At 55.3% G+C, this 23,748-nt stretch carries 24 protein-coding genes and 1 riboswitch; of the genes, 20 read left to right on the top strand and 4 right to left on the bottom strand.

All coding sequences use genetic code 11. The annotated features are described in order from the left end of the window. Positions 1-5: 5 nt before the first annotated feature. The 9 genes from CJ260_RS04905 to CJ260_RS04865 all read left to right on the top strand — a co-directional run bounded on the left by CJ260_RS04905 (position 6) and on the right by CJ260_RS04865 (position 10,226). Positions 6-641, top strand: a complete 636-nt coding sequence (locus tag CJ260_RS04905; protein ID WP_095629386.1) for an MBL fold metallo-hydrolase — start codon at positions 6-8, stop codon at positions 639-641. A gap of 3 nt (positions 642-644) precedes the next feature. Continuing rightward, positions 645-1,721 (top strand): AI-2E family transporter, encoded by a 1,077-nt coding sequence (locus tag CJ260_RS04900; protein ID WP_087478090.1) that lies wholly within the window; start codon positions 645-647, stop codon positions 1,719-1,721. Beyond that, the gene (locus CJ260_RS04895) at positions 1,711-2,214 is read left to right on the top strand and encodes a Fur family transcriptional regulator (RefSeq protein ID WP_369831695.1); all 504 of its coding nucleotides are present in this window, start codon (positions 1,711-1,713) and stop codon (positions 2,212-2,214) included. Before CJ260_RS04900 ends, CJ260_RS04895 begins: the two co-directional genes overlap by 11 nt. Beyond that, entirely contained in the window at positions 2,207-3,670 is a 1,464-nt protein-coding gene (hemZ, locus tag CJ260_RS04890) for a coproporphyrinogen dehydrogenase HemZ (protein ID WP_095629385.1), read from the top strand. Before CJ260_RS04895 ends, hemZ begins: the two co-directional genes overlap by 8 nt. Further along, positions 3,670-4,935, top strand: coding sequence for a histidine--tRNA ligase (hisS, locus tag CJ260_RS04885; protein ID WP_095629384.1), 1,266 nt, complete (start codon positions 3,670-3,672; stop codon positions 4,933-4,935). Before hemZ ends, hisS begins: the two co-directional genes overlap by 1 nt. Positions 4,936-4,942: 7 nt before the next feature. Further along, a complete protein-coding gene (gene aspS / locus CJ260_RS04880) occupies positions 4,943-6,736 on the top strand; it encodes an aspartate--tRNA ligase (protein ID WP_087478087.1) in 1,794 nt (597 codons plus the stop codon). A 72-nt stretch (positions 6,737-6,808) separates the two neighbouring features. Next, on the top strand, positions 6,809-7,624 hold the full coding sequence (locus tag CJ260_RS04875) for a hypothetical protein (RefSeq protein ID WP_095629383.1): 816 nt from the start codon (positions 6,809-6,811) through the stop codon (positions 7,622-7,624). A gap of 171 nt (positions 7,625-7,795) precedes the next feature. Beyond that, a riboswitch (ZMP/ZTP riboswitch) is annotated at positions 7,796-7,875 on the top strand. Positions 7,876-7,924: 49 nt separating this feature from the next. Then, positions 7,925-9,604, top strand: coding sequence for a formate--tetrahydrofolate ligase (locus CJ260_RS04870; RefSeq protein ID WP_095629382.1), 1,680 nt, complete (start codon positions 7,925-7,927; stop codon positions 9,602-9,604). Beyond that, the gene (locus CJ260_RS04865) at positions 9,579-10,226 is read left to right on the top strand and encodes a cyclodeaminase/cyclohydrolase family protein (RefSeq protein WP_095629418.1); all 648 of its coding nucleotides are present in this window, start codon (positions 9,579-9,581) and stop codon (positions 10,224-10,226) included. Before CJ260_RS04870 ends, CJ260_RS04865 begins: the two co-directional genes overlap by 26 nt. A 72-nt stretch (positions 10,227-10,298) precedes the next feature. On the opposite strand, the gene CJ260_RS04860 is transcribed toward CJ260_RS04865, so the two are convergent. Continuing rightward, positions 10,299-10,964, bottom strand: a complete 666-nt coding sequence (locus CJ260_RS04860; RefSeq protein WP_095629381.1) for a metal-dependent hydrolase — start codon at positions 10,962-10,964, stop codon at positions 10,299-10,301. Between the two features lie 13 nt (positions 10,965-10,977). Continuing rightward, positions 10,978-11,406: a hypothetical protein gene (locus CJ260_RS04855; RefSeq protein ID WP_087478083.1), complete on the bottom strand. Its 429-nt coding sequence runs from the start codon at positions 11,404-11,406 to the stop codon at positions 10,978-10,980. 165 nt (positions 11,407-11,571) lie between these two features. Between CJ260_RS04855 and trmL the strand changes: the two genes are divergently transcribed. From trmL to CJ260_RS04825, 6 genes are all read left to right on the top strand, one after another. After that, positions 11,572-12,060 carry a tRNA (uridine(34)/cytosine(34)/5-carboxymethylaminomethyluridine(34)-2'-O)-methyltransferase TrmL gene (gene trmL / locus CJ260_RS04850; RefSeq protein ID WP_087478082.1) on the top strand — a complete coding sequence of 163 codons (489 nt, stop codon included), beginning with the start codon at positions 11,572-11,574 and terminating at the stop codon, positions 12,058-12,060. A 20-nt stretch (positions 12,061-12,080) separates the two neighbouring features. Next, positions 12,081-12,428 carry a YlbF family regulator gene (locus CJ260_RS04845; protein ID WP_087478081.1) on the top strand — a complete coding sequence of 116 codons (348 nt, stop codon included), beginning with the start codon at positions 12,081-12,083 and terminating at the stop codon, positions 12,426-12,428. A gap of 28 nt (positions 12,429-12,456) precedes the next feature. Beyond that, positions 12,457-13,344, top strand: a complete 888-nt coding sequence (murB, locus tag CJ260_RS04840; protein WP_198947399.1) for a UDP-N-acetylmuramate dehydrogenase — start codon at positions 12,457-12,459, stop codon at positions 13,342-13,344. Between the two features lie 129 nt (positions 13,345-13,473). Next, entirely contained in the window at positions 13,474-15,288 is a 1,815-nt protein-coding gene (gene typA / locus CJ260_RS04835) for a translational GTPase TypA (RefSeq protein ID WP_095629379.1), read from the top strand. A 206-nt stretch (positions 15,289-15,494) separates the two neighbouring features. After that, a complete protein-coding gene (locus tag CJ260_RS04830) occupies positions 15,495-15,761 on the top strand; it encodes a PepSY domain-containing protein (protein ID WP_087478078.1) in 267 nt (88 codons plus the stop codon). A 25-nt stretch (positions 15,762-15,786) separates the two neighbouring features. Beyond that, on the top strand, positions 15,787-16,107 hold the full coding sequence (locus CJ260_RS04825) for a PepSY domain-containing protein (RefSeq protein WP_157949666.1): 321 nt from the start codon (positions 15,787-15,789) through the stop codon (positions 16,105-16,107). Positions 16,108-16,216: 109 nt separating this feature from the next. Here CJ260_RS04825 and yfcE read toward each other — a convergent pair whose 3' ends face one another. Together yfcE and CJ260_RS13360 are read right to left on the bottom strand one after the other, a co-directional pair. Further along, a complete protein-coding gene (gene yfcE / locus CJ260_RS04820; protein WP_095629377.1) occupies positions 16,217-16,762 on the bottom strand; it encodes a phosphodiesterase in 546 nt (181 codons plus the stop codon). Between the two features lie 21 nt (positions 16,763-16,783). Beyond that, complete coding sequence (locus CJ260_RS13360; protein ID WP_095629376.1) at positions 16,784-17,428, bottom strand: sugar O-acetyltransferase; 645 nt, start codon at positions 17,426-17,428, stop codon at positions 16,784-16,786. Between the two features lie 154 nt (positions 17,429-17,582). Here CJ260_RS13360 and CJ260_RS04810 point away from each other — a divergent pair, with 154 nt between their 5' ends. The 5 genes from CJ260_RS04810 to rsmH all read left to right on the top strand — a co-directional run bounded on the left by CJ260_RS04810 (position 17,583) and on the right by rsmH (position 23,698). Next, the gene (locus tag CJ260_RS04810) at positions 17,583-18,227 is read left to right on the top strand and encodes an HAD hydrolase-like protein (RefSeq protein WP_095629375.1); all 645 of its coding nucleotides are present in this window, start codon (positions 17,583-17,585) and stop codon (positions 18,225-18,227) included. Positions 18,228-18,266: 39 nt separating this feature from the next. Continuing rightward, the gene (locus CJ260_RS04805; RefSeq protein WP_095629374.1) at positions 18,267-21,188 is read left to right on the top strand and encodes an insulinase family protein; all 2,922 of its coding nucleotides are present in this window, start codon (positions 18,267-18,269) and stop codon (positions 21,186-21,188) included. 11 nt (positions 21,189-21,199) lie between these two features. Then, on the top strand, positions 21,200-22,147 hold the full coding sequence (gene gluQRS, locus CJ260_RS04800) for a tRNA glutamyl-Q(34) synthetase GluQRS (RefSeq protein ID WP_095629373.1): 948 nt from the start codon (positions 21,200-21,202) through the stop codon (positions 22,145-22,147). A gap of 169 nt (positions 22,148-22,316) precedes the next feature. Continuing rightward, positions 22,317-22,757, top strand: a complete 441-nt coding sequence (gene mraZ / locus CJ260_RS04795) for a division/cell wall cluster transcriptional repressor MraZ (protein WP_087478071.1) — start codon at positions 22,317-22,319, stop codon at positions 22,755-22,757. Between the two features lie 8 nt (positions 22,758-22,765). Beyond that, entirely contained in the window at positions 22,766-23,698 is a 933-nt protein-coding gene (gene rsmH / locus CJ260_RS04790) for a 16S rRNA (cytosine(1402)-N(4))-methyltransferase RsmH (protein ID WP_095629372.1), read from the top strand. The last annotated feature ends 50 nt before the right edge of the window (positions 23,699-23,748 follow it).

Raw genomic sequence — 23,748 nt, 5'->3', positions numbered from 1 at the left:
CTTATATGAGCATGAAATATATGACAATGATGTTGGGGCCCGTTATGACGAACTGCTACATCGTATACGACAGCGAGACGAAAGACGCGATGGTCGTCGATCCGGCCTGGGATTACGATAAGATTAACCAGGCCCTGGAAGATCACCAGCTCCATTTAAAATTTATATTCCAGACCCACGGCCATGCTGACCACATCGGGGCTCTGCAGGAGCTGCGGAACCGTAAAAACGTCCCTGTATACATCGGCGAAGGCGATAAGGATTTAATCAGCAATTCCAGAAACAACCTGTCCCTGTTCATGGGCCATCCCATCGAATGCGCGTCGCCCGATTACATCGCCCATGAAGGCGATACGATTACCTTGGGTAACCTGTCCTTTACGGTCATTGAAACGCCGGGCCATACGCCGGGCGGCCTGTGCCTGTACGGCGAGGGCGTCGTCTTTTCCGGCGACACCTTGTTCCGCTACTCCGTAGGCCGTACGGATTTATACGGCGGCTCGTCCCGCACGCTCATCAGCAGCATCAACGACAAGCTCATGGGCCTGCCTGACGATACGGTCGTCCTGCCGGGACACGGGCCGGAATCGACTATAGGGGAAGAACGGCGGGGAAACCCCTTCCTATACGGAGGCTGGTAAGCCATGTCTATGTACAAGGAATCCCAGTTCTGGCTGCGCGTCACCCTGACGGCTCTCGCCGGCGCGCTGTTCCTGCTGGTCCATTCCATCTACTGGCCCGTCGTCATATCGCTGATCCTGACGTTCATCCTGATGCCGATGCGAAATCTGTTTATGCGCCTGTGCTACAAGCTGACGAATCGGCGTCTGCCCGCGGACATAGCCATACTCCTTTCGTTTTTTACGTTTATCCTGGTCATGACCGGCCTGACGAACGTCATACTCAAGCCGCTGCTGTATCAGCTGAATTTATTGGCGGCCAACTTCAACAACCTGGTGGCCCAGACGGCGGCGCTGGTCAACCAGCTGGAAAACGAACAGACGCAGTTTTACATTCCCGAGCAGATCAAGGTCATCATCAACGACGCCTTCGTCAAGGTCGGCAATTACGGCGTAGAAGGCGTGACCAACCTCATCCGCTCCGTCTTCGTCATAGCCGGCACGGTCGTGGAATTTTTCGTCGTCCCCTTCATTACGTTTTACTTCATGAAGGACGGCGGCCGCATGGTACGGTCCTTTGTCAATATTTACCCGGAGCACTACCGTCCTCAGCTGGCGGTGGTGTTTGATGAAATACACACGGTGCTGAGCCGCTACATACGCGGCCAGCTGCTCATGAGCTGCATTATCGCCACGCTGACCTTTCTCGGCATGTGGGCTATGGGCGTTCCCTATCCCATGGTCATCGGCTTGATTGCGGCTATTACAGAGTGGGTTCCTATCGTCGGACCTATCGTGGGAGCCATACCGGCTATCCTGCTGGGAGCGACTGTCGACCTGACCTTGTCGGTCAAGGTCCTCGTATTTTACGTCATCATTCAGCAGATAGACAGCCACCTCATCATGCCGCAGGTCATGGGGGCAGTTATCAGCCTCCACCCCGTCGTCATCGTCATCGCGCTGCTCATCGGCGGCACGCTGTTCGGCGTGGCCGGCATGATACTGACTGTACCCGTAACGGCGGTCCTGCAGATTTTGTGCAAGCATTTGTGGTTTTACAATACGTATAAAGAAAAGGCGATGAATACATATGGAAACTAACAACACCAGTAAAGAAGAAATCATGAATATCATGATGAAGCGCATGAAAGACAAGATAAAAGACAAGAAATGCAAGATGACGTCGCAGCGGCAGGTCATCCTGCGGGCCTTCGTCGAAAGCGATATCCGCCACATGAACGCCGAAGAGGTCTTTGAAATCGTAAAGAAGATGTCTCCGGACATCGGCCTGGCTACGGTATATCGGACGCTCGACTTGTTTACGGAAATGGACCTTCTGAAAAAACTCGATTTCGACGACGGCTGCAGCCGCTACGAATTGAACGACCGAGACAACGAAGGCCATTTCCATCATCACCTGATCTGCATGGGCTGCGGCAAGGTGTGGGAATGCCAGGACGACCTGCTGGAAACGCTGGAGTCTATTTTGCAGAAGCGCCTCCATTTCCATACGGTAGATCATCAGCTCAAGGTATACGGCTATTGTGAAGAATGTGAAAAGAAACGGGAGGCTGAACAAGGCGAACATGAATAATACGCCGGACCTTCAGACCTACAGCTACAGCGGCCCCGAACGATATCACTCCCTCGTCGGCCAGGTCATGGCCTCCCTGGGCTATGTCGGCGGCCGCGAATGCCGTACTATAGGCGCAGCGGTCGTCCTGGAAGAACGGGACGGCCGTCTCCGTTTGTCCTGCGTCTTCGGCGGCGACGGCACCTGGCGGTCGGAAGCCTGGCTGTCCCGGCCGGGAGCCGAGCGGGCCGATATCAAGGACTGCCTCCTCCATTGGCACGAACAGTTCAGCGGCAAGCCCAAGAGCCCGTGGGGAACGCTCATCGGCGTGCGACCTACCAAATTAGTTCATCGCCTGTTTGACGAAGGGATGGATGCGGAAGCAGTCCGTCGTCATCTGTGCAGCCGGTATGAGGTAGCGGAAGACACGGCGAAGTTTCTCGTCCAGATGGCGGCGGTGCAGCGGCCCTATGTGACGGGCGGCAAGAAGGATATTTCCGTATATGTCGGCATTCCCTACTGTCCCAGCCATTGCGTGTACTGTTCCTTTCCTTCGCGTCTTATCGGAGAAGAGAACGATGGCGCACTTCAGGATTTTGCCGACGCCATCGTCGCCGATATAGAAGATATGGGCCGTTTGTGCCGGCAGTACGGCCTGCGCATCCGCTCGGCTTACGTAGGCGGCGGCACGCCGACGTGCCTGCCCCTGCCAATACTGCGGCGGCTGATGACGGCCATGAGCTCCGTCTTTGCCGGCGCGGAAGAGTGGACTGTCGAAGCGGGGCGGCCCGATACGGCATCGGAAGACGTATTGGCCTTGCTGCGCCGCAGCGGCGTGACACGTATCAGCGTCAATCCCCAGACGATGCAGCAGCGCCTTCTCGACGCCATCGGGCGGCGGCATACGACGGAAGATATATACGACATGTACGAGCGATGCAGACAAATGGCCTTTCCCGTCGTCAATATGGACTTTATCGCCGGCCTTCCCGGCCAAACCGCAGAGGATATGCGGGAAAATATGGAAATTGTTTGCCAACTGCACCCAGAAAATGTTACAATTCATACGTTAGCATTAAAAAAACGGGCGCCTTTATTTCATCACCCCCTGCGGGAGGACATCCCTTCTGCCGAGGAAGTGGGCGCTATGCTGGACGTGTGCCGGCAAACGCTGCAGGAAGGCGGCTACGGGCCGTATTATATGTATCGGCAGACCTATATGGCCGCCAGTTTCGCCAACGTCGGCTACGCCTTGCCGGGAGCGATCAGCCCCTATAACATCGAAATGATGGAAGAACGGGGAACCGTCCTGGCCGCCGGGCCGGGGGGAGCGACGAAATTTGTCCGCAGCGACGGCCACAGTCTGGAAAAGCTGTACATGCCTAAGGACATAGACAGATATATAGAGGCTCTGCCGGAAAACATGAGGCAGCGCCGCCGTTTGTGTGCTATCATATATGGAGGAGAGGATTTGTAATGGCAATTACCGCACCCAGAGGTACGCAGGATTTCTTGCCGGAACAAACGGCAGATTGGCAGATTTTAGAGCAGAAAATCCGTCAGATCTGTTCGCTTTACGGGTTCGGCGAAATTCGTACCCCTTTGTTTGAAAGTACCGAATTGTTTTTGCGCGGCATCGGCGAGACGACCGACGTCGTTACGAAAGAAATGTACACCTTCAATGACCGCGGCGGCCGCAGCATGACTTTGCGCCCTGAAAATACGGCGTCCGTCGTCCGCGCGTATTTGGAGCATAAATTATACGGCGACCCGAAGGTTCATAAGTTCTATTACATGGGGCCTATGTTCCGTCACGACCGTCCTCAGGCCGGACGGTACCGCCAGTTTAATCAGTTCGGCGTTGAAGAAATCGGCTCGAAGGACCCGGCCGTCGATGCGGAAATCATCGCGATGGCCTTTCAGCTGTTCCGCGAATTGGGACTGAACGACTTAGTCCTTCATCTCAATTCCGTCGGCTGCCCGAAATGCCGTCCCATTTACCGGCAGAAGCTCCTCGATTTCTTCGCCGATAAAAAAGAGCAGCTCTGCGACGACTGCAAGGCCCGTCTGGAAAAGAATCCCCTGCGCGTCCTCGACTGCAAGGAAGAAGGCTGCAAGCAGGCGGCTGTCGGCGTTCCCGAGCTGACGGACAACCTTTGCGACGACTGCAAGGAACACTTTGCGAAGGTTCAGGAATACCTGACGAAGATCGGCATTCCTTACGAATTGGACCCGCGCCTTGTCCGCGGCTTGGATTATTATACGAATACGGCCTTTGAAATCATGTACGCTCCCTTAGGGGCTCAGAGTACGGTCTGCGGCGGCGGCCGCTATGACGGCCTCATCGAAGAAGTGGGCGGTCCGGCGACGCCGGGCATCGGCTTTGCCATCGGCATGGAACGGCTACTCCTGACCTTGAAGGAGCAAGGCCTGCTGCCGCCGGTGGAAAAGAAGCGGCCCGTATTCATCGTAGCCCTCGGCGACGCGGCTAAGACGGAAGCCTTCAGCCTCCAGCAGCAGCTTCGTGCCAAGGGCATGTATGCCGAAATCGACACGATGGGCCGCAGCATGAAGGGGCAGATGAAATCGGCGAACCGCCTGGAAGCCGATTATACCGTCATTATCGGCGAAGAAGAGCTGGCCGCCGGCCAGGCTCAGGTCCGCGATATGGCTACGAAAGAGCAAGTCAGCGTTCCGATCGACGGAATTGTTGCATATATGGAAACACATAAGAAGGGATGATTCATTCATGGATACAATGGAAGGTTTGCACCGCTCGCAATATTGCGCTGAAGTCAGCGAAGCGGACAATGGCAAAGAAGTAATTCTGTGCGGCTGGGTGGAACGCCGCCGCGACCACGGCGGATTGATTTTCATCGATCTCCGCGACCGTACGGGCATTGTACAGGTCGTAGCCTCGCCGGATTACGAAGAAGTTTCCTTTAAAAAGGCCGAACAGGTCCGTACGGAATACGTTCTGGCTGTCCGCGGCGTCGTGCGCATGCGCGATAAGGATACGGTAAACCCGAAGATGAAGACCGGCACGATTGAAATCCGCTGCGAAGAGCTGCGTATTCTCAACTCGTCCAAGACGCCGCCGTTCTACATTGAAGACAACATCGACGTCGATGAAAAGATCCGCTTGAAATACCGGTATCTCGACCTGCGCCGTCCGGAAATGCAGAACAACCTCATCATGCGCCATAAAGTAAAACACGCTATGCGCACGTTCCTGAACGAACACGGCTTTATCGATATCGAAACGCCGGAGCTGTGCAAGAGCACGCCTGAAGGCGCCCGCGACTACCTCGTACCGAGCCGCGTCAACGAAGGCAAGTTCTATGCCTTGCCCCAGTCTCCGCAGATTTTCAAACAGCTGCTCATGATTTCCGGCATGGACCGCTACTATCAGATCGCCCGTTGCTTCCGCGATGAAGACCTGCGCGCCGATCGCCAGCCTGAATTCACTCAGCTGGACATGGAAATGTCCTTTATGGATCAGGAAGAAATCTTGACGCTCGTCGAAGAAATGGTTCACTATATCTTCAAGGAAACGCTGGGCCACGACGTAGAACTGCCGATTCACCGCATGACCTGGGACTACGCCATGGAAAACTACGGCTCTGATAAGCCGGACCTGCGCTTCGATATGAAGTTTACCGACATTACGGACCTCGTCCGCGATACGGAATTCAAAGTGTTCCGCTCCGTTGTCGACAACGGCGGCCAGGTCAAGGCCATCAACGTCAAGGGCGACGCCGGCATTCCGCGCCGCGAACTGGACAACCTCGTCGAATACGTATCCCGCTACGGCGCCAAGGGCCTGGCATGGATCTGCTTCATGGAAGACGGCACGCTGAAATCGCAGGTTAAGAAATTCCTCGGCGAAGATACGCTCAAAGCTATCGGCGAAAAGTGCGGCAGCGAAACGGGCGACTTGGTTCTCATGATTGCCGACAAACCGGCCGTCGTCGCAGCAGCTCTCGGCGAACTGCGTAAGGAAATGGCCCGCCGCATGAACATGATCGACGAAAGCAAATTCGCCTTCACCTGGGTCGTTGATTTCCCCATGTTCGAATACAGCGAAGAAGAAAAACGCTACGTCGCCATGCATCATCCGTTCACGGCTATCCGCGACGAAGACCTGGATAAACTGGAAACAGACCCGGCTCACGTCTATGCCAAGGCATACGACCTCGTTCTCAACGGCGTCGAACTGGGCGGCGGTTCCCTCCGTATTTACCAGCCTGATTTGCAACAGCGCGTATTTAAGGCTATCGGCCTTACGCCAGAAGAAGCGGAACAGAAATTCGGCTTCCTGCTCCGGGCCTTCGAATACGGTGCTCCTCCTCATGGAGGCTTGGCTTTCGGCCTGGACCGCATGATCATGCTCATGCTCAAACGCAAGTCCATCCGCGACGTCATCGCCTTCCCGAAGACGCAGAACGCTATCGACCCTATGAGCGAAGCTCCGTCGGAAGTTACGAAAAAACAACTTCACGAACTTCACATTCAGGTAGAAGAAGAACTCGTCAAGAAATAAAAGTCGCATTACAGAAAAAGGTATCGGCATGGCCGGTACCTTTTTTATCAGATAGAAAGGAAGTTGAGCAACGTGAAACTGCAATATGTAAAAGCAGACCCCAGCGGTAATACGACCTTATTTGTGCTGAGCGATGTCGCGCCGGAACAGCGTAGCTTCTTGGCAGCAAAGCTCCTGAAAGATAAGGGCGTCGACGCCGAGCAGGTCGCGTATTTATCCATGACGGAAGGCCAGCCGCTACGCGTCGACATGATGGGCGGCGAATTCTGCGGCAACGCGTCCCGCTCCGCTGCGGCCTATGCCTTGCAGCTGGCCGGTGGAGATAGGGGCGAATATGCCGTGTCCTGTTCGGGCTGCGAAGGCATTCTCCAGGCCCAGGCGAAAAAGCGCCCCGACGGGGCCTACGACGCCTATATCGAAATGCCCCTGCCCTTGTCTGTCGAAGCAGTTCTTCTCGACGTAGGCGGCATGCCGAGCCGCTTTTTCCGCGTCGAGCTGCCGGGCATCGTTCATTTCGTCCACTTTGCCTCTGGAGCGGAAATGGAATACAAGGACATGTTTTGGACGGCCTTGCAGGACTATGCGTCGGACGAACAGCTGGACGCGTTCGGCCTCGTCCTCTTTGACCCGGCCCATCTGCATATGGTCCCCGCCGTATACGTGACGGAGACGGATACGCTGTACTGGGAACAGAGCTGCGGCTCAGGCTCGGCGGCTGTAGCGGCGGCCCTGGCCTGCGTAGGCAAAAAGAACGTGTCCTGCACGATTCAGCAGCCTGGCGGCGCGATTGCCATCGCCGCGGCCGTAGAAGGAGAAGACAAGGAGCTGCGCAGCATTTTTATCGGCGGCCCCGTATCCTTCGGCGACGTACAGGAAATCGACATATAATCATACTGCTATGGCCTGTAAGCCGGTTCTCTGTGAACCGGCTTCTTTTCGTACTAGCTGACATGGGCCAGGTGATTTCCCCTTTTTTTGATTTTTGTGGAGCCAGGCTGTATCCAGCGGAGAAGGGGCAAATGTCATTGACAGTATACGGAGAATTCTTGTATAATAAGTCCATAATCATGTGACTGACGGAAGTGGAATCAACCACGGGGAGCATGATTGACGCGAAGCCGACCGTCTGGGCAACATTTCCAGAAGTGTCGGTATTTTTTTATGCTACGAACAGGAGTGACGCAAATCATGGCACAGGTATTAAGCGATATTGAAATTGCACAGCAGACCGCGCTGGAACCGATCGTAAAGATTGCGGAAAAAGTCGGATTAACTGACGATGATTTGGAATTATACGGTAAATATAAGGCAAAGATTTCCTTTGACGCTATCAAGCGCCTTTCGAAAAACGAAGACGGCAAGCTTGTCCTCGTCACGGCTATTACGCCGACGCCGGCCGGCGAAGGCAAGACGCTGACGACGATCGGCCTCGCCCAGGCGCTGAACTACATGGGGCATAAGGCCGTCGTCGCCCTTCGCGAACCTTCCCTTGGCCCCGTATTCGGCATTAAGGGCGGCGCTGCCGGCGGCGGCTACTCGCAGGTACTGCCGATGGAAGATATTAATCTCCATTTTACAGGCGACATGCACGCTATTACGGCGGCCAACAATCTTCTGGCCGCTGCCATCGACAACCACGTTCATCAGGGCAACGCCCTGCGCATCGACGTGCGCCGCGTCATCTGGAAGCGCGTCATGGACATGAACGACCGGGCCCTGCGCAACATCGTCGTCGGCATGGGCGGCAAGGTCTGCGGATTCCCGCGGGAAGACCACTTCATGATTACCGTTGCCTCGGAAATCATGGCGGCCCTGTGCCTGGCCAGCGACCTCATGGACTTGAAGAAGCGCATGGGTGACATCACCGTAGCTTATGACTTGGACGGCAACCTCGTGACGGCCCGCCAGCTCGGCGTCGAAGGCGCAATGGCTATCCTCATGAAGGACGCCATCAAGCCGAACCTCGTCCAGACGATCGAGCACACGCCGGCCCTCGTACACGGCGGCCCCTTCGCCAACATCGCGCATGGCTGCAACTCTGTCGTCGCTACGAAGCTGGCCCTCAAGATGGGCGAGATCGCCGTTACGGAAGCCGGTTTCGGCGCAGACCTCGGCGCGGAAAAATTCATGGACATTAAGTGCCGTTTCGCCGGCATTAAACCGAACGCCGTCGTCGTCGTCGCAACAGTCCGGGCTCTTAAAATGCACGGCGGCGTAGACAAGAAGAACTTGCAGGAAGAAAATATCGAAGCCTTGAAGAAGGGCTTTGCCAATTTGGCTAAGCACGTGGAAAATATGCGTACCTACGACGTTCCCGTCGTCGTCGGCATCAATAAATTTGCTACCGATACGGATGCGGAAATCGCGACGCTCCGCCAGCTCTGCGCCGATTACGGCGTCGACGCAGCCCTCAATAACTGCTGGGCCGAAGGCGGCAAGGGCGGCGTAGAATTGGGAGAAGAGGTACTGCAGCTCATCGCCCAGCCGCAGACGCCGTACAAGCCGCTGTACGACGTAAACGACACCATCGCCCAGAAGATGGAAACGATCGTCAAAAAGATTTACGGCGGCGCAGGCGTCGTCTTTGAAAGCAAAGCGCAGAAACAGGTGGCCGAGCTGGAAAAATTCGGCCTCGACAAGATGCCTCTCTGCGTAGCGAAGACGCAGTATTCCTTGTCCGACGATCCGTCTCTCCTCGGCGCGCCGAAGGACTTCACCGTTACCGTCAAGGACGTGCGCGTCTGCACCGGTGCAGGCTTTATCGTCTGCCAGACTGGCGACATTATGACGATGCCGGGCTTGCCGAAGGTTCCTGCTGCTAATAGAATGGATATCGATGAAAATGGCGTTATCACAGGATTGTTCTAAGCCCGATTTCAGCCGCTTCCAGTCCATGCCCCTCGACGCCCTGCTGGAAGCGACGGCTTCTAAGGAGCCTGTTCCCGGCGGCGGCGGCATCGCGGCCATGACGGCGGCCTCGGCGGCGGCCCTCGTCGAGATGGTGGCAAACCTGACCCTCGGTAAAAAAGGGTATGAAGACGTGGCCAAGCTGATGGAATCCATTAAGGAACAGGCCCGAGACCTGCGCATACGCTATCTGGCCGGTATTGCCGAGGACGCGGCGGCTTTTGACGGCGTAATCCGGGCCGTGCGGCTCCCTAAGGATACGCCCAATCGGAAAGACATTGTGCAGCAGGCCTTCAAGGAAGCGGCGGAAATCCCCTTTTCTCTGGGAAAGGATATTTTCGTCCTCGTGCAGCTGGCGGAGCAGACCGTGCGCTACGGCAATAAGTGGGTTATTACGGACGGAGCCATTGCGGCCATGAACGCCCGCTCTGCCATGCGGTCGGCTTTTTACAGCGTCCGCGTCAATTTACAGTCTATTACAGACGAGCAGTACGTGCGGGATATGACCGAGGCCATTCAGCGCATCGAACGCGAAGCGGCCCTGCTGGAACAGCGCGTAGAACGGGAATACGAAAGAAGATAAATATATGAAATACGGCCCTGCCATGAAAGGAGATACTTTCACGACAGGGCCGTTTCTTGTTTATGCAGTTGTTTAGAATTCGTATGTCGTTCCCGGTTCGACGACCTGGACGGGAATATTGTACTTGCTTTCCGTAAGCTGCTTATATTCCTGCGGGTCGGCGTCGATGATCGGCCACGTCTTGTAGTGGACGGGGATGACGAACTTCGGCTGAATCCACAAGGCCGCCAAGGCCGCGTCGTCTATGCCCATGGTAAAGTTGTTGCCGATGGGGAGAATGGCGCAGTCGATCTTGCCGAAGCGGTCGAGGATTTTCATGTCTGAAAACAGACCCGTATCGCCGGCGAAGTAGACGCGCTTGCCGCCGAATTCGACGATGACGCCGCAGGCCATGCCGCCTTCGACGCCCGATCCATGAAAGGCCGGCGTCAGGCGAATCGTGCCGAAGGGAAAAGAGGCACTGCCGCCGACGTGCATCGCGTGAGCCCGGCAGCCTGCAGCGGCCGCTTTGCCCGCTACTTCAGCCGTGCTGACGACTAAGGCGTCGTTTTTCTTGGCGATGGCTTCGACGTCGCCGTAGTGGTCGCCGTGGGCGTGGGTCAAGACGACGTACTGACAGTCAATGTCGGCGGGACAGACGTTTGTCCACGGATTGTCCGTAATAAACGGGTCGAAGAGAATCGTAGTCGTTTCGTCAGACAGCGAAAAGGCTGCATGACCGTAGTACGTGAATTTCATGGGAGGAGCCTCCTTATTTTTCCGGTTCCCGGTGGCTGGTGCTCCAGGTCTTCCATTCGTCGAAGAAGGGGCGCATCGCTTTAATCGGAGCGGGAGCGCACATGGTTGAGTCCAAGGCGTCGCGGAGTTTGGCTTCGTTGTCGCCTAAGGGATAGATGGTCTTGTATTCGTCGTATACGCTCCAGAAATCGCGCATGTGGAGGTTGGCGTACGTTTCGCCGTAGATTTTGAAGCACGAGTCGCACAAGGTGATGAAAACGGCTTCTTCATCGTGCTGTTTGGCGTCGTCAAAGGCGCAGCAGCGCGTGTACAGGCGGATGTTGCCGAATAATTTCCGCAGGTAATCGTACACTTCCGAAACCATGGCAGGTTCCAGCTGCATGAGGCGACAGCCGGGGGCAAAGTAGATGGGGTACTGGGCAATGTTATCAAATGTATCCATGTGAAAACACCTCTCTTTTGATTTTTGAAAATAATAATTAAAGAATAATTATTATTTATATTATACCATGCATGATAAAAAAAATCAATGAATACATGGCCGGCCTTTCCTCTTGTGCTCCTACGGGAAATCTTGTACAATATTCGTTGGAGAGTGATTGATACTATGCATATTGTAATGGTAGAGCCGGAAATTCCCGGCAATACGGGCAACGTAGCCCGGTTATGCGCGGCGAATAAGATGACGCTGCATTTGGTAAAACCCTTGGGGTTTTCTATCGACGACAAGCATTTAAAGCGCGCCGGCCTTGATTATTGGCATCTCGTAGATGTACAGGTTCATGAAAACTTCGATGAAGTGCTGGAAAAATACAAAGGCCACCGCTTTTTTTATTTGACGACAAAGGCAAACCAGTGTTATGCCGATATTCAGTTTCAAGAAGACGACATGCTCGTCTTCGGCAAGGAAACGAAGGGCTTGCCGGAAGAATTGCTTAAGCAGTATCCGGACAGCTGCTTCCGCGTGCCCATGGCCGAAGAAGCGCGGAGTCTGAACCTATCGAATACGGTCGCCATCGTTTCGTATGAAGCGCTGCGCCAGCTCGGATTTCCCGGCATGGCCAAGGGTGGCGTCGGCATCGATCATTTAACCTAAGGAAAAGGCGGTAAACAAGAGTGGAATTATACGATAAAGCCAATGAGTTGGCAAAAGCGATTCAAAATTGCAAGGAATATGTAGAACTGGTAGAGGCGGGCAAGGTGCTGGCCGAAGACGAAAAGACGGCCCATTTGGTGCAGGATTTCCTCATCATGCAGGCCCAGCTGGCTTATGCCGAATCCATGGGCAATAAGCCGATCCGCAAGAAAATCGAACAGCTGAACCGCATGGCGGAACAGCTTAAAAAGAACGAAACGGCTATGGCTTACCTGCAGAAATACAACCGCTGGCAGGCGATGGCCGGAGAAGTGTATCAGGTAATTCAGAACGCAATGGCAGAAGGAATGAGCATTCTTGATAAATAAGTACGCATTGACAAGTTTTGCGGCGCAGATGAGCAAGTATACGCCGATGGACAACATCATTCTCGACGCGCCCATGAGCGAGCATACGACCTTTGCCGTCGGAGGCCCGGCCGATATTCTGGTCCTGCCGGCGTCGGTAAAGGAGATGTCTGTGGCCATCCGCATCGCCCGCTCCTTGGAATTGCCCGTGACGGTCTTGGGCGGCGGATCGAACGTCCTCGTCCGGGACGGCGGCATCCGCGGCGTCGTCATCCAGCTGAACCGCCTGAAGAAGGTCTTGTCCTGCCATGACGGCAAGATGCTGGTCAGCGCGGGCTATATGCTGAAGGATATTTGCCAATTTGCGCAGGAACAGGGATTGACGGGCATAGAATTTGCCTGTGGCATACCCGGCACGCTGGGCGGCGCCGTCTTCATGAACGCCGGCGCATACGGCGGCGAAATGAGCCACGTTGTGTCCCGCGTCCGCACGGTCAGCAGTACCGGCGGCGTCCATACGTACAGTGCGCCGAATCTGGGCTTTGGTTATCGCCAGAGCCGGTTTCAGAAATCCCAGGAATTCGTCGTCGAAGTGGAGCTGCTCCTGCGGCCCGGCGACAAGGACGAAATCCAGCGCACCATGGATGACCTTATGCAGCGGCGGCGCAGCAAGCAGCCGCTGGAAATGCACAGCGCCGGCAGTACCTTTAAGCGTCCCCCAGGATATTTTGCCGGTACGCTCATCGATCAGACCGGCCTGAAGGGTTTGTCGTGCGGCGACGCGCAGGTATCGACAAAGCATGCCGGATTCGTCGTCAACCGGGGCCATGCCTCGGCCCGAGACGTCCTGCAGGTTATTCACGAAGTGCAGCGCCGCGTCGAACTGGCCCACGGCGTCCATTTAGAGCCGGAAGTTCGGATCATCGGCGAGGACTAGGTAAATTTCATCGTATTTTTCTGTAAAAAGCCCTGCGACGTGTAGTCAAGCGGGGCTTTTTGTGCTATACTCTATGAGTTACGAACTAACTATACTTATCATTATTTGACATAGGAGAGAGGACATTAGATGGAACGTCAAGATATTCGCAATATTGCAATTATTGCCCACGTTGACCATGGCAAAACGACATTGGTCGACGCAATGCTTAAGCAGAGCCACGTTTTCCGCACCAATGAAAAGGTTGCCGAACGAGTCATGGACTCCGGCGATATCGAACGGGAACGGGGCATTACGATCCTGTCCAAAAACACGTCCGTCATGCATGAAGGCGTCAAGATCAATATCGTCGACACGCCGGGCCATGCCGATTTCGGCGGCGAAGTAGAACGTGTTCTGAATATGGTCGACGGCGTACTGTTGCTCGTCGACGCCTTCGAAGGCCCTATGCCGCAGACGAAATACGTACTGCGCAAGGCGCTGGAACAGAATTTGAAGCCTATCGTAGTTATCAATAAAATCGACAAGCCCGAAGCCCGCGTTTCGGAAGTCGAAGACGAAGTACTGGAACTGTTCATGGAATTGGAAGCCAACGACGACCAGCTCGATTTCCCGGTCATCTACGCAAACGGCCGCGACGGCATCGCCAAGTATTCTATGGACGACGACAGCAGTGATTTGGAACCGCTGTTTAAAACTATCATTAAATACTGCCCCTGCCCTAAAGGCGATATCGACGGCCCGCTGCAGTTCATGGTTACGACCCTGGATTACGACGACTACGTCGGTAAAATCGCCATCGGCCGTATCGTCCGCGGCCGCCTCCGTCCGAACCAGAACGTCGTTATTACCGACGGCGAAGGCCAGCGCCGCGCTAAAGTCGGCCGCGTATACACGTACGAAGGATTGAAGCGGACGGAAACGGAAGAAGCAGCTATGGGCGAAATCGCCTGCATCATCGGCATTCCTGACCTGAAAATCGGCGAAACCGTAGCTGACCCGCAGAATCCGGAAGCCTTGCCGAAAATCAACATTGACGAACCGACTTTGTCGATGATTTTCTACGTCAACGACAGCCCCTTCGCCGGCCAGGAAGGCGAATTCGTCACGAGCCGCCATCTCCGCGACCGCTTGTTCCGCGAAGTGCAGACCAACGTATCCCTCCGCGTCGAAGAAACGGACAGCGCCGACGCCTTTAAGGTATCGGGCCGCGGCGAACTGCACATTGCCGTCCTCATCGAAGAAATGCGCCGCGAAGGCTATGAAATGCAGATCGGCAAGCCCAGCGTCATTACGAAGGAAATCAACGGTCAGAAATGCGAACCGCTGGAAGCCCTGACCATCGACGTGCCGCAGGAATTCATGGGCTCCGTCATGGAAAAGCTCGGCACTCGCAAGGCGGAAATGGTCAACATGGTCGACATTGCCGGCTACACGCGCCTGGAATTCATCATTCCGGCCCGCGGCCTCATCGGCTTCCGCAGCGAATTCCTCACGGCTACGAAGGGCAACGGCATCATGTACCACGTCTTCCACGGCTATGCTCCCTGGAAGGGCGAAATCCCCGGCCGTACGCGCGGCAGCTTAGTCGCCTTTGAATCGGGCACGACGACGGGCTACGGTATTTTCAACCTGCAGGACCGCGGCGACATGTTCATCTCGCCGGCTCAGGAAATTTACCTCGGCCAGGTCGTAGGCGAAAGCAATCGCGACGTCGACATCGACGTAAACCCCTGCAAGAAAAAACACCTTACCAATACGCGTTCCTCTGCGTCGGACGAAGCGCTGCGCCTCGTTCCGCCCCGCGTCATGGGCTTGGAAAAATCGCTTGAATGGATCAACGACGACGAGCTCGTCGAAGTTACGCCGAAGAGCATTCGTATCCGCAAAGCCATTTTGGATAAGCACGACAGAAAGAAAGCTATGCGCAAAGCACAGCAGTAATTGCATCGGTACCGAAGCAGCCTTCCGAATACCCGTCGGGAGGCTGCTTTTTGTCAATGCTAAAGGATTTCTAAACAACTCTAAACTACTTCTAAATAAATTTTTAACAAATAATGATTATTAAAAATATTGACAATGGGGCGGAAGTATGTAATAATTTAAGTGTAAAAACTACTGCAACTAAAAACACTAGGAGGTATTAGAGTATGAAAAAGAAAATGGGAACTATCTTAGCGGTATTAGCTGTAAGTGCAATGGGATTTTCGACGGCGTTTGCCAGCATGAGCGCACAGGATGCAGAAAACATCGTATTGAAAGAATATCCGGGCGCTACGATTCATAGAGTAGACCGCGATTACGACGACGGCCGCAGAGTATATGAAGTAGATTTCAGAACCGACAGCATCTGGGACGGCGAATTGACCATTGACGCCGATACGGGCAAGATTTTAGAACGGAAGGAAAAATACTAAGATATAGTCTGTAGGGGGAATGATGATGAAAAAGAAATTGAGCGCATTGCTGGCTCTTGCAGCTGTGACGTGCATGGGCATCGTACCGGCCTTCGCCATCAGCATGCAGGATGCAGAACAGATTGTTAAAAACGAATATCCCGGCGCAGTAATCCACCGCGTAGAACGGGATTATGACGACGGCCGCAGAGTTTACGAAGTCGATTTTCACAGCGACTCTGTTTGGGAAGGCGATCTCACCATTGACGCCGACACGGGCAGAATTTTGGAACGGGATATCGATAATGACCGCGACCGCGACTGCAACCGCCGCCATCGCCACAACCGTCACTGCAGTGATTGGTAACAGGTGCCGGCAAGGATAAGACATAAAAAGAACGGATTCATCAGGATAGGCCTGCGGGCCTGGTCTTGATGAATCCGTTTTTTGCTTTTTAGGACGCTGCCGGACGATTTTACAACGTCAAGGCATGGTACAGGCTGCCGTCCATGGTTTTCCATTGGCATTCGTCGGCCGTCATGACCATATATCCGGCAGGTGAGTTTTCCTTGGGCAGGGAAATCGAGCCGGGATTCAGGTATAGATTGCCGTTGCCGAAGGGTTCCCAGGCCGGCACGTGCGTGTGGCCGTGAAGAAGGATGTCGCCGGCGCCGAGGGGAGGCGGAGCCGCCGTGTTGAAGACGTCGCCGTGCGTTGCGAAGACCGTTCTCTTCCCTAAATAGAGGAGGGCGTAGCTGGCCATAATGGGAAAGTCCAGCACCATCTGGTCGACGGCTGCGTCGCAGTTTCCCTGTACGCAGAGGATGCGGTCCTTTGCGGCGTTCAGCATGGCGGCTACGTCTTTGGGACAGTATTCCTTCGGCAAGTCGTTGCGCGGGCCGTGATACAGGATATCGCCTAACAGGACTAATTTCTGTGCCTCCTCGCGGCGAAAGGCATCCAGCAATCTGCGGCAACAGGATGCGGAGCCGTGGATATCTGAAGCAATCATGAGTTTCATCGTCGTACCTCCTACGTATTATTACAGTTTAAAATTATGTTTGAAATATTCCCGGTCTTCCGGCAGCATGCGGCGTACTTGGCTGTCCTGTTCCGTGATCCTGCGCACGGGGCGGCAGGGATTGCCGTAGGCCAGATAGCCGTCGGGGATGTCCTTGGTGACGACGCTGCCGGCGCCGATGACGACGTTGTCGCCGATGCGCACGCCGCCCAGGACGGTGGCGTTGCAGGCCAGCCAGACGTTATGGCCGATATGGATGTCTTCGGCGTACTCGGCCATGGTCATGCGCCCTTCGTCGTCGAGGCCGAGCCGTTCCTGCGGCAGGAGGGGATGATTCGTCGCCATAAGAGATACGTTGGGACCGAAGCAGACGTTGTCGCCGATATAGATGCGGGCGTCGTCCATGACGGTGAGGTTGAAGTTGGCGAAGAAATTTTCGCCGATGAAGGTATGGCAGCCGTAGTTAAACTGGATGGGACCCTGGAAGTAATACACCGTTCCAATGGCTCCGATAAACTCCCTGACGATAGGCAGGCGCTGCGGGTCGTATTCGTCCAGCTGGTTGAAGCGCAGGCAGGCGCTGTGGGCCTTGTGCTTCATCGCCACGAGTTCCGGCGACCGGTTGTTGAAGATATAGCCGGCGAAAATTTTTTCTTCTTCTGTCACGGCGTATCGCCTCCTTATAAGTTTAAACTGTATATATAGTATAGTACTTCATTTTCCGGCGCGAAGCAACTGCAGGCGGGCCGCCCTCTAGCACGGCAATGGCAAACATGATATAGTATATATGGTCTGATTGGAAACTATTAGGAGGTTTTGTATGTATACATCCGTTTTATTTGATTTAGACGGCACGCTGACTGATTCGAAGGAAGGAATCATCAAGTCCGTTGAATATGCCCTCATACAGATGGGCGAAACGACGGAAGGCCGGCTGGATCAGCATATTATCGTCGGGCCGCCCCTGGTCACGACGTTTCGCGATACCTTTGGATTTTCCGAGGAAAAGGCGCGGGAAACGTACGCTCATTTCCAGCAGCGTTACAGCACGATAGGCAAGTTTGAAAACCGGGCCTTCGACGGCGTCGTCCCCATGCTGCAGCGCCTGCAGGAACGGGGCGTACGCTCCTTCGTTGCCACGTCCAAACCGGAGGTTCACGCCAAGGCTATCTGTGAAAAATTCGGCATCGCGCCGTACGTCGAAATGATTGCCGGCCCGGCCGTAGGCGGCACGGACACGAAGGCTGATATTATTCGCCGCATTTTGCAGCATATCGGCCCGGACGAGGCGAAACGGGCCGTCATGGTCGGCGACAGGCAGTACGACGTCTGCGGAGCCCGCGAAACGGGCCTGCCGGTCATCGTCGTCGGCTACGGCTACGGCAACGAGGAGGAATGGCGGCAGTTTCCGCCGGATTTCTTCGTTTCTTCCGTAGCGGAGTTAGAAGCCCTTATTTTACAATAATATAGTGTTGCAATCATAACAGAGAAAAGAGGAATGTTGATGAAATTAGAAACAGGGACTGGGCTGCATGGATTTCGCGTAACCCGATCGGTCTTCGTCAAGGAGCTGGAAAGCCAGGCCTATGAAATGGAGCATCTTCAGTCGGGAGCGCGGGTGTTATATATTCAAAATGAAGATGATAACAAGGTATTTTCCATTTCCTTCCGCACGACGCCGTCGGACAGCACCGGCGTTCCCCATATCTGCGAGCACTCCGTCTTGTGCGGCTCGCGGAAATTCCCGTTGAAGGAACCTTTTGTCGAATTAGTCAAGGGCTCGCTGAATACGTTCCTGAACGCCATGACCTTTCCCGACAAGACGATGTATCCCGTAGCCAGCCGGAATGCCGTCGATTTCAAAAATCTGATGGATGTGTATCTGGATGCCGTCTTTTTCCCGAATATGCTGACGGACGAACAGGTTCTCATGCAGGAAGGCTGGCATTACGAGCTGGAATCGCCCGATGCGCCTTTGACGTACTGCGGCGTCGTATATAATGAAATGAAAGGCGTGTTCTCGTCTCCCGACTCGCAGCTCGAACGGCGGGTCATGGAGAACTTGTTCCCGGATACGACGTACGGCGTCGAATCGGGCGGCGACCCCGACGATATTCCCAACTTGACGCAGGAAGCCTTCGCAGCCTTCCATGCCAAATATTACCATCCGTCGAACAGCTATATCTTCCTGTACGGCGACATGGATATCGACGCGACGCTGGCCTTCATAGACGGCGAATACCTGAGCAAGTTTACGAAGGAGCCGATCGATTCGGCTATCGGCCGTCAGGCGCCGGTGCCGTCTGTTGTCAAGACCTATCCGTACGGCATTGCCAAGGAAGAAAAAACGGAGCACAAGACGCTGCACAGCCTGACTTACGTCGTCGACGACGCCCTGGACCCGACGCTGGGCCTGGCCTTCAAGGTCCTGACGTACGTCCTGCTGCTGTCGCCGGCTGCGCCTCTGAAAAAAGCCCTCGTCGACGCCGGCGTGGGCAAGGATATTTCCGGCGACTTCCAGGACGGGCTGCTACAGCCCTTGTGGGGGATTTCCGTCAACGGCTCCGACCTGGACAAGCAGGATAAGATACTGCCTGTCGTCCGCCGCGTACTGGGCAATATGGTGAAGAAAGGCATCGACAAGACGCTTCTGGAGGGGGCTCTGAACCGCATCGAATTTACGCTCCGCGAAGCCGATTTTGCCGGCCGCCCCAAGGGACTGATTTACGGTATCCGCTGCATGGATTCGTGGCTCTACGACGGCGATCCGTTAGCGCCGCTGGCCTATGAAGGAGCGCTGAAGGTACTGCGCGACGGCATAGAAACGGGCTATTATGAACGTATTTTGCAGAAATACGTCCTGGATAATACGTATTACGCCCTTATTTCCCTCGTGCCGGAACAGGGCCTGACGGAGCGGCACGACGCCGAGCTGGCTGAAAAGCTGGCGGCCTATAAGGCGACGCTGACAGAGGACGACATTGCCGGCATCATGGCGGCGACGGAAGCCTTAAAGAAGCGGCAGGCGACGCCTGATTCTCCGGAAGCGCTGCTGTCTATTCCGACTCTTTCGCGGGACGACTTGGAGCATAAGGCGGAGCGGATCGTCATGCACGAAGAAACGATGGGCTCCGTCCATATCTGCCACGTTCCCGACGTGACGAACGGCATTACTTATGTCAACGCCTATTTTGACCTTCACGGCATTACGGCAGAAGAGCTACCTTATGTCTACTTGCTGAGCGATATCTTGGGCGACTTGGATACGAAGGCCCACGGCTACGGCGAATTGGCGTCTTTGATCGACCTGCATACAGGCGGTATCGACAGCACTGTTTCGGCCTTTTCAGACCGGGAAAACAACAAGAATTACGTTCCCGTATTCAAGTTTAAGGCGAAAGTCCTGAGCCAGCATATCGACAAACTCGTCGGCCTGCTGAAGGAAATTTCCCTCGATACGGTCTTTACGAATGAGGAACGGCTGATCGAGCTGATTGAAGAAACGAAGGCCGGCTGGGATATGGACGCCTTCCGCCGCGGCCATATCCTCGTCATGCACCGCGTTTTGTCTTATACGTCGCCAGTTGAAGCGTTCTGCAACGCTGGAGAATTTTCCTATTACCAGTTTATCAGCCAGATAGCGGCGAATATCGGCGAAACCTGCGGCGAAGTAGCCGCCAAGCTGCAGGCTGTCATGAAGAAAATCTTCGTCCGCGCCGGCCTGACGATCGAAATTACCGGCAGCGACGACGAAAAGAAAGCCGCCGCAGCCGCATTGCCTCAATGGCTTGATGCCATGCCCAAGGGGGAACGCCGGACGGAACTGTGCGATTTCGTCATGGAACAAAAGAACGAAGGCATCATGACCAGCGGCACGGTGCAGTACGTCGCCAAGGGCGGCAACTTCCGCGACCACGGGTACACCTACGCCGGCTCGCTCATGGTGCTGGACACGATTCTGCAGTACGGGTATTTGTGGACGAAGATACGGGTGCAGGGCGGCGCGTACGGCGCCTTTACCCGATTCTACGACAACGGCGACATGGTATTCTGCTCCTATCGGGACCCGAATTTGGGCAGCACAGTTCAGGCTTACAACGAGCTGGCCGATTATTTGGAAACCTTCGACGTGTCTGAACGGGAAATGACGAAATACGTCATCGGTACGCTGAGCCGCATCGACGTGCCCCTTACGCCGTCCCTGCGCGGCGATAAAGCCATGAACCGTTACTTTACGGGGACGACGCCGGATGTTGCGCAGAAACGCCGGGATCAGCTGCTGGCGACGACGGCCGCCGATATCCGGGCCCTGGCTCCCTTGATCCGCTCGGTCATGGAAGACGGCAATCTCTGCGTCATGGGCGGCGAAGGGAAAATCCGCGAAGAAGCGAGCTTGTTCGGCAATCTCGTGTCGCTGCCCGATTAGGTCGTGAGCTCATGAGAGGTCGTTTTGCGCCCAGCCCGACGGGGTACATGCATTTGGGAAACGCGTGGACAGCATTTTTGTGCTGGCTTCAGGTCCGGCAAGCCGGCGGCACGTTGGTCCTGCGCATGGAAGACGTCGACGAGCAGCGGTCGAAAAAGGAATTTGCCGACGCCCTGATGCGGGACTTACAGTGGCTGGGGCTGACCTGGGACGAAGGGCCCGATAGGGGCGGATCGTCCGGGCCGTATACGCAGCAGGAACGATATGCTCTGTACGACGGTGCGCTGTCGGTGCTGCAGCGCGGCGGCCTGCTGTACCCCTGCTACTGCAGCCGGGCCAGATTGCAGGCTATCGGCGCGCCCCACGCCGGCGAGCGAAGCGTGTACGACGGGCATTGCTACGGCATGACGGCGGCGGAACGAGCTGCGATGCAGAAAGACCCGTCGTGGCGCGTCCACGTGCCCGCTGCCGCCGTGTCGTTCTGCGACGGCGTGTATGGCCGGCAGGAAGCGTATTTGCCGAGGGCCTGCGGCGATTTCGTCGTACGTCGTGCCGACGGCTTGTATGCCTATCAGCTGGCCGTGTCCGTCGACGACGGGATGATGGGCATTACCCACGTCCTGCGGGGCCGCGACCTGCTGTCGTCGACGGCGCAGCAGATTTGGCTCATCGAATACCTCGGCTATCCTGCGCCGCAGTACACTCACGTGCCCATGCTGATCGACGGAGAAGGCCGCCGTTTGTCGAAGCGGCAGCAGGGCATTACGATAGAGAGCCTGCGGGATGGCGGAGCCGACCGCGACAGCGTACTATCCTATTTGGCGTACAAAGGAGGCCTGGTATCCGAACGGGCTCGGTATCCGCTGGAAGAGCTGGCGCGGCGCTGCGATTTGACGGCGCTGCGGCAGGAGGACATCGTCGTAGACGACGATGTGATGCAGGCTATTTGCGCCGTATAAACCCAATATAATATGAATCTGTACCTATTCTTTTTAATCACCATGCAGCCTGCATGGTGATTTTTTATATATAGTTCCCGCGAATGGGCTGATATTTGTTGTCACGAGGTGTTGAAATGTGGTAAAATGTGGTGAAAAGTGAAAGCGACGGGAAGGAGATGACGACAAGATGTTCATGGGAGAATATTCGCATACGATCGATGCGAAGGGCCGCGTGATCCTGCCTGCGAAATTCCGCGACGAATTGGGATCTTCCTTCGTAGTCACCCGTGGACTGGAAGGTTGTCTCTCCGTGTATACGATGGAAGCGTGGATCAATTTGGCCAACGGCATGAAAAAGCTGAAGGCTTCGAAGGAAAATGTCCGGGCTTTCAAGCGCTTTTTGTTCGGCAGCGCCGCTGAAGTTGAATTTGACCGGCAGGGACGCATTCTGATTCCGGGGACGCTGCGCGAGTACGCCCAGTTGAAAAAGGACGTGACCATACTGGGGACGGGCGATAAGATAGAAATCTGGGCCCAGGAGGCGTACGAAGAATATGCGGCCAAGATCGTGCCAGATATGGAAGAGATCGCCGAAAGTCTGGACGAATCTCTGGATATTGAGTTTTAGGAGGTATTATGGCGTTTCATCATGTTAGCGTTCTCCGCGAGGAAACGATTGACAATCTTATAGGAAATCCCAGCGGGGTTTACGTAGACTGTACCCTCGGCGGCGGCGGCCATTCCCATGCGCTGGCGGAGCGGCTGAACGACGACGGCCTGCTCATCGGCCTCGATCAGGACGCTGACGCCATCGCCGCGGCGACGAAGCGGCTGGAAGATACGGCTTGCCGTCATATTCTGGTGCAGCGCAATTTCAGCCAGCTGTCCGACGTCCTCGACGAGCTGGGAATCGACGCCGTCGACGGAGTCATGTTTGATTTAGGCGTATCTAGTTATCAGCTCGACACGCCGGAACGGGGCTTTTCATACATGCAGGACGGCCCGCTGGATATGCGCATGGACCGCAGCCGCGGCAAAAGCGCCTACGACGTAGTCAATTCGTACAGCGAAGGCGAGTTGTACCGCATTATCAAGGAGTACGGCGAAGAACGCTGGGCCAAGCGCATTGCCTCCTTTATCGTTGCCGCCCGCAAAGAAAAGGCCATTGAACGGACTGGCGAGCTCGTCTCGATTATCAAAAAGGCTATTCCAGCCGGCGCCAGAAAGGACGGCCCTCATCCGGCCAAGCGGACCTTTCAGGCCATCCGCATCGAAGTCAACGACGAACTCGGCATTCTGCGCAATGCGCTGGAAAGCGCGGCCAACCGGCTTAAGCCCGGGGGACATATATGCGTCATCACCTTCCATTCGCTAGAAGACCGCATTACAAAGCAAACGCTGAAAGTATTGGCTACGGACTGCATCTGCCCGCCCGATATTCCCGTGTGCACGTGCCATCATAAGGCCATATTGAAAGCGAAGCGGCAGGCTATTTCTCCGTCGCCGGAAGAGCTGGAGCAGAATCCGCGCGCCCGGAGCGCCAAGCTGCGCGTCGGAATTCGAAAATAATATTTACAAGGTACTGGTAGTAATTCGTCGAATGGATGTGATATAATATG

This window comes from Megasphaera sp. ASD88, assembly GCF_002287425.1.
Classification (GTDB): Bacteria; Bacillota; Negativicutes; order Veillonellales; family Megasphaeraceae; genus Megasphaera; species Megasphaera stantonii.
Note: the sequence above shows the minus strand (reverse complement) of the source record. Positions and strands in the feature narration are given on the sequence as shown.

What these genes read in the sequence shown, in the direction of transcription:
- CJ260_RS04905 (WP_095629386.1), top strand. Translation starts at nt 6, where the DNA reads ATGAGCATGAAATATATGACAATGATGTTGGGGCCCGTTATGACGAAC.
- CJ260_RS04900 (WP_087478090.1), top strand. Translation starts at nt 645, where the DNA reads ATGTCTATGTACAAGGAATCCCAGTTCTGGCTGCGCGTCACCCTGACG.
- CJ260_RS04895 (WP_369831695.1), top strand. Translation starts at nt 1,711, where the DNA reads ATGGAAACTAACAACACCAGTAAAGAAGAAATCATGAATATCATGATG.
- hemZ (WP_095629385.1), top strand. Translation starts at nt 2,207, where the DNA reads ATGAATAATACGCCGGACCTTCAGACCTACAGCTACAGCGGCCCCGAA.
- hisS (WP_095629384.1), top strand. Translation starts at nt 3,670, where the DNA reads ATGGCAATTACCGCACCCAGAGGTACGCAGGATTTCTTGCCGGAACAA.
- aspS (WP_087478087.1), top strand. Translation starts at nt 4,943, where the DNA reads ATGGATACAATGGAAGGTTTGCACCGCTCGCAATATTGCGCTGAAGTC.
- CJ260_RS04870 (WP_095629382.1), top strand. Translation starts at nt 7,925, where the DNA reads ATGGCACAGGTATTAAGCGATATTGAAATTGCACAGCAGACCGCGCTG.
- CJ260_RS04865 (WP_095629418.1), top strand. Translation starts at nt 9,579, where the DNA reads ATGGCGTTATCACAGGATTGTTCTAAGCCCGATTTCAGCCGCTTCCAG.
- CJ260_RS04860 (WP_095629381.1), bottom strand. Translation starts at nt 10,964, where the DNA reads ATGAAATTCACGTACTACGGTCATGCAGCCTTTTCGCTGTCTGACGAA.
- CJ260_RS04855 (WP_087478083.1), bottom strand. Translation starts at nt 11,406, where the DNA reads ATGGATACATTTGATAACATTGCCCAGTACCCCATCTACTTTGCCCCC.
- trmL (WP_087478082.1), top strand. Translation starts at nt 11,572, where the DNA reads ATGCATATTGTAATGGTAGAGCCGGAAATTCCCGGCAATACGGGCAAC.
- murB (WP_198947399.1), top strand. Translation starts at nt 12,457, where the DNA reads ATGAGCAAGTATACGCCGATGGACAACATCATTCTCGACGCGCCCATG.
- typA (WP_095629379.1), top strand. Translation starts at nt 13,474, where the DNA reads ATGGAACGTCAAGATATTCGCAATATTGCAATTATTGCCCACGTTGAC.
- CJ260_RS04830 (WP_087478078.1), top strand. Translation starts at nt 15,495, where the DNA reads ATGAAAAAGAAAATGGGAACTATCTTAGCGGTATTAGCTGTAAGTGCA.
- CJ260_RS04825 (WP_157949666.1), top strand. Translation starts at nt 15,787, where the DNA reads ATGAAAAAGAAATTGAGCGCATTGCTGGCTCTTGCAGCTGTGACGTGC.
- yfcE (WP_095629377.1), bottom strand. Translation starts at nt 16,762, where the DNA reads ATGAAACTCATGATTGCTTCAGATATCCACGGCTCCGCATCCTGTTGC.
- CJ260_RS04810 (WP_095629375.1), top strand. Translation starts at nt 17,583, where the DNA reads ATGTATACATCCGTTTTATTTGATTTAGACGGCACGCTGACTGATTCG.
- CJ260_RS04805 (WP_095629374.1), top strand. Translation starts at nt 18,267, where the DNA reads ATGAAATTAGAAACAGGGACTGGGCTGCATGGATTTCGCGTAACCCGA.
- gluQRS (WP_095629373.1), top strand. Translation starts at nt 21,200, where the DNA reads ATGAGAGGTCGTTTTGCGCCCAGCCCGACGGGGTACATGCATTTGGGA.
- mraZ (WP_087478071.1), top strand. Translation starts at nt 22,317, where the DNA reads ATGTTCATGGGAGAATATTCGCATACGATCGATGCGAAGGGCCGCGTG.
- rsmH (WP_095629372.1), top strand. Translation starts at nt 22,766, where the DNA reads ATGGCGTTTCATCATGTTAGCGTTCTCCGCGAGGAAACGATTGACAAT.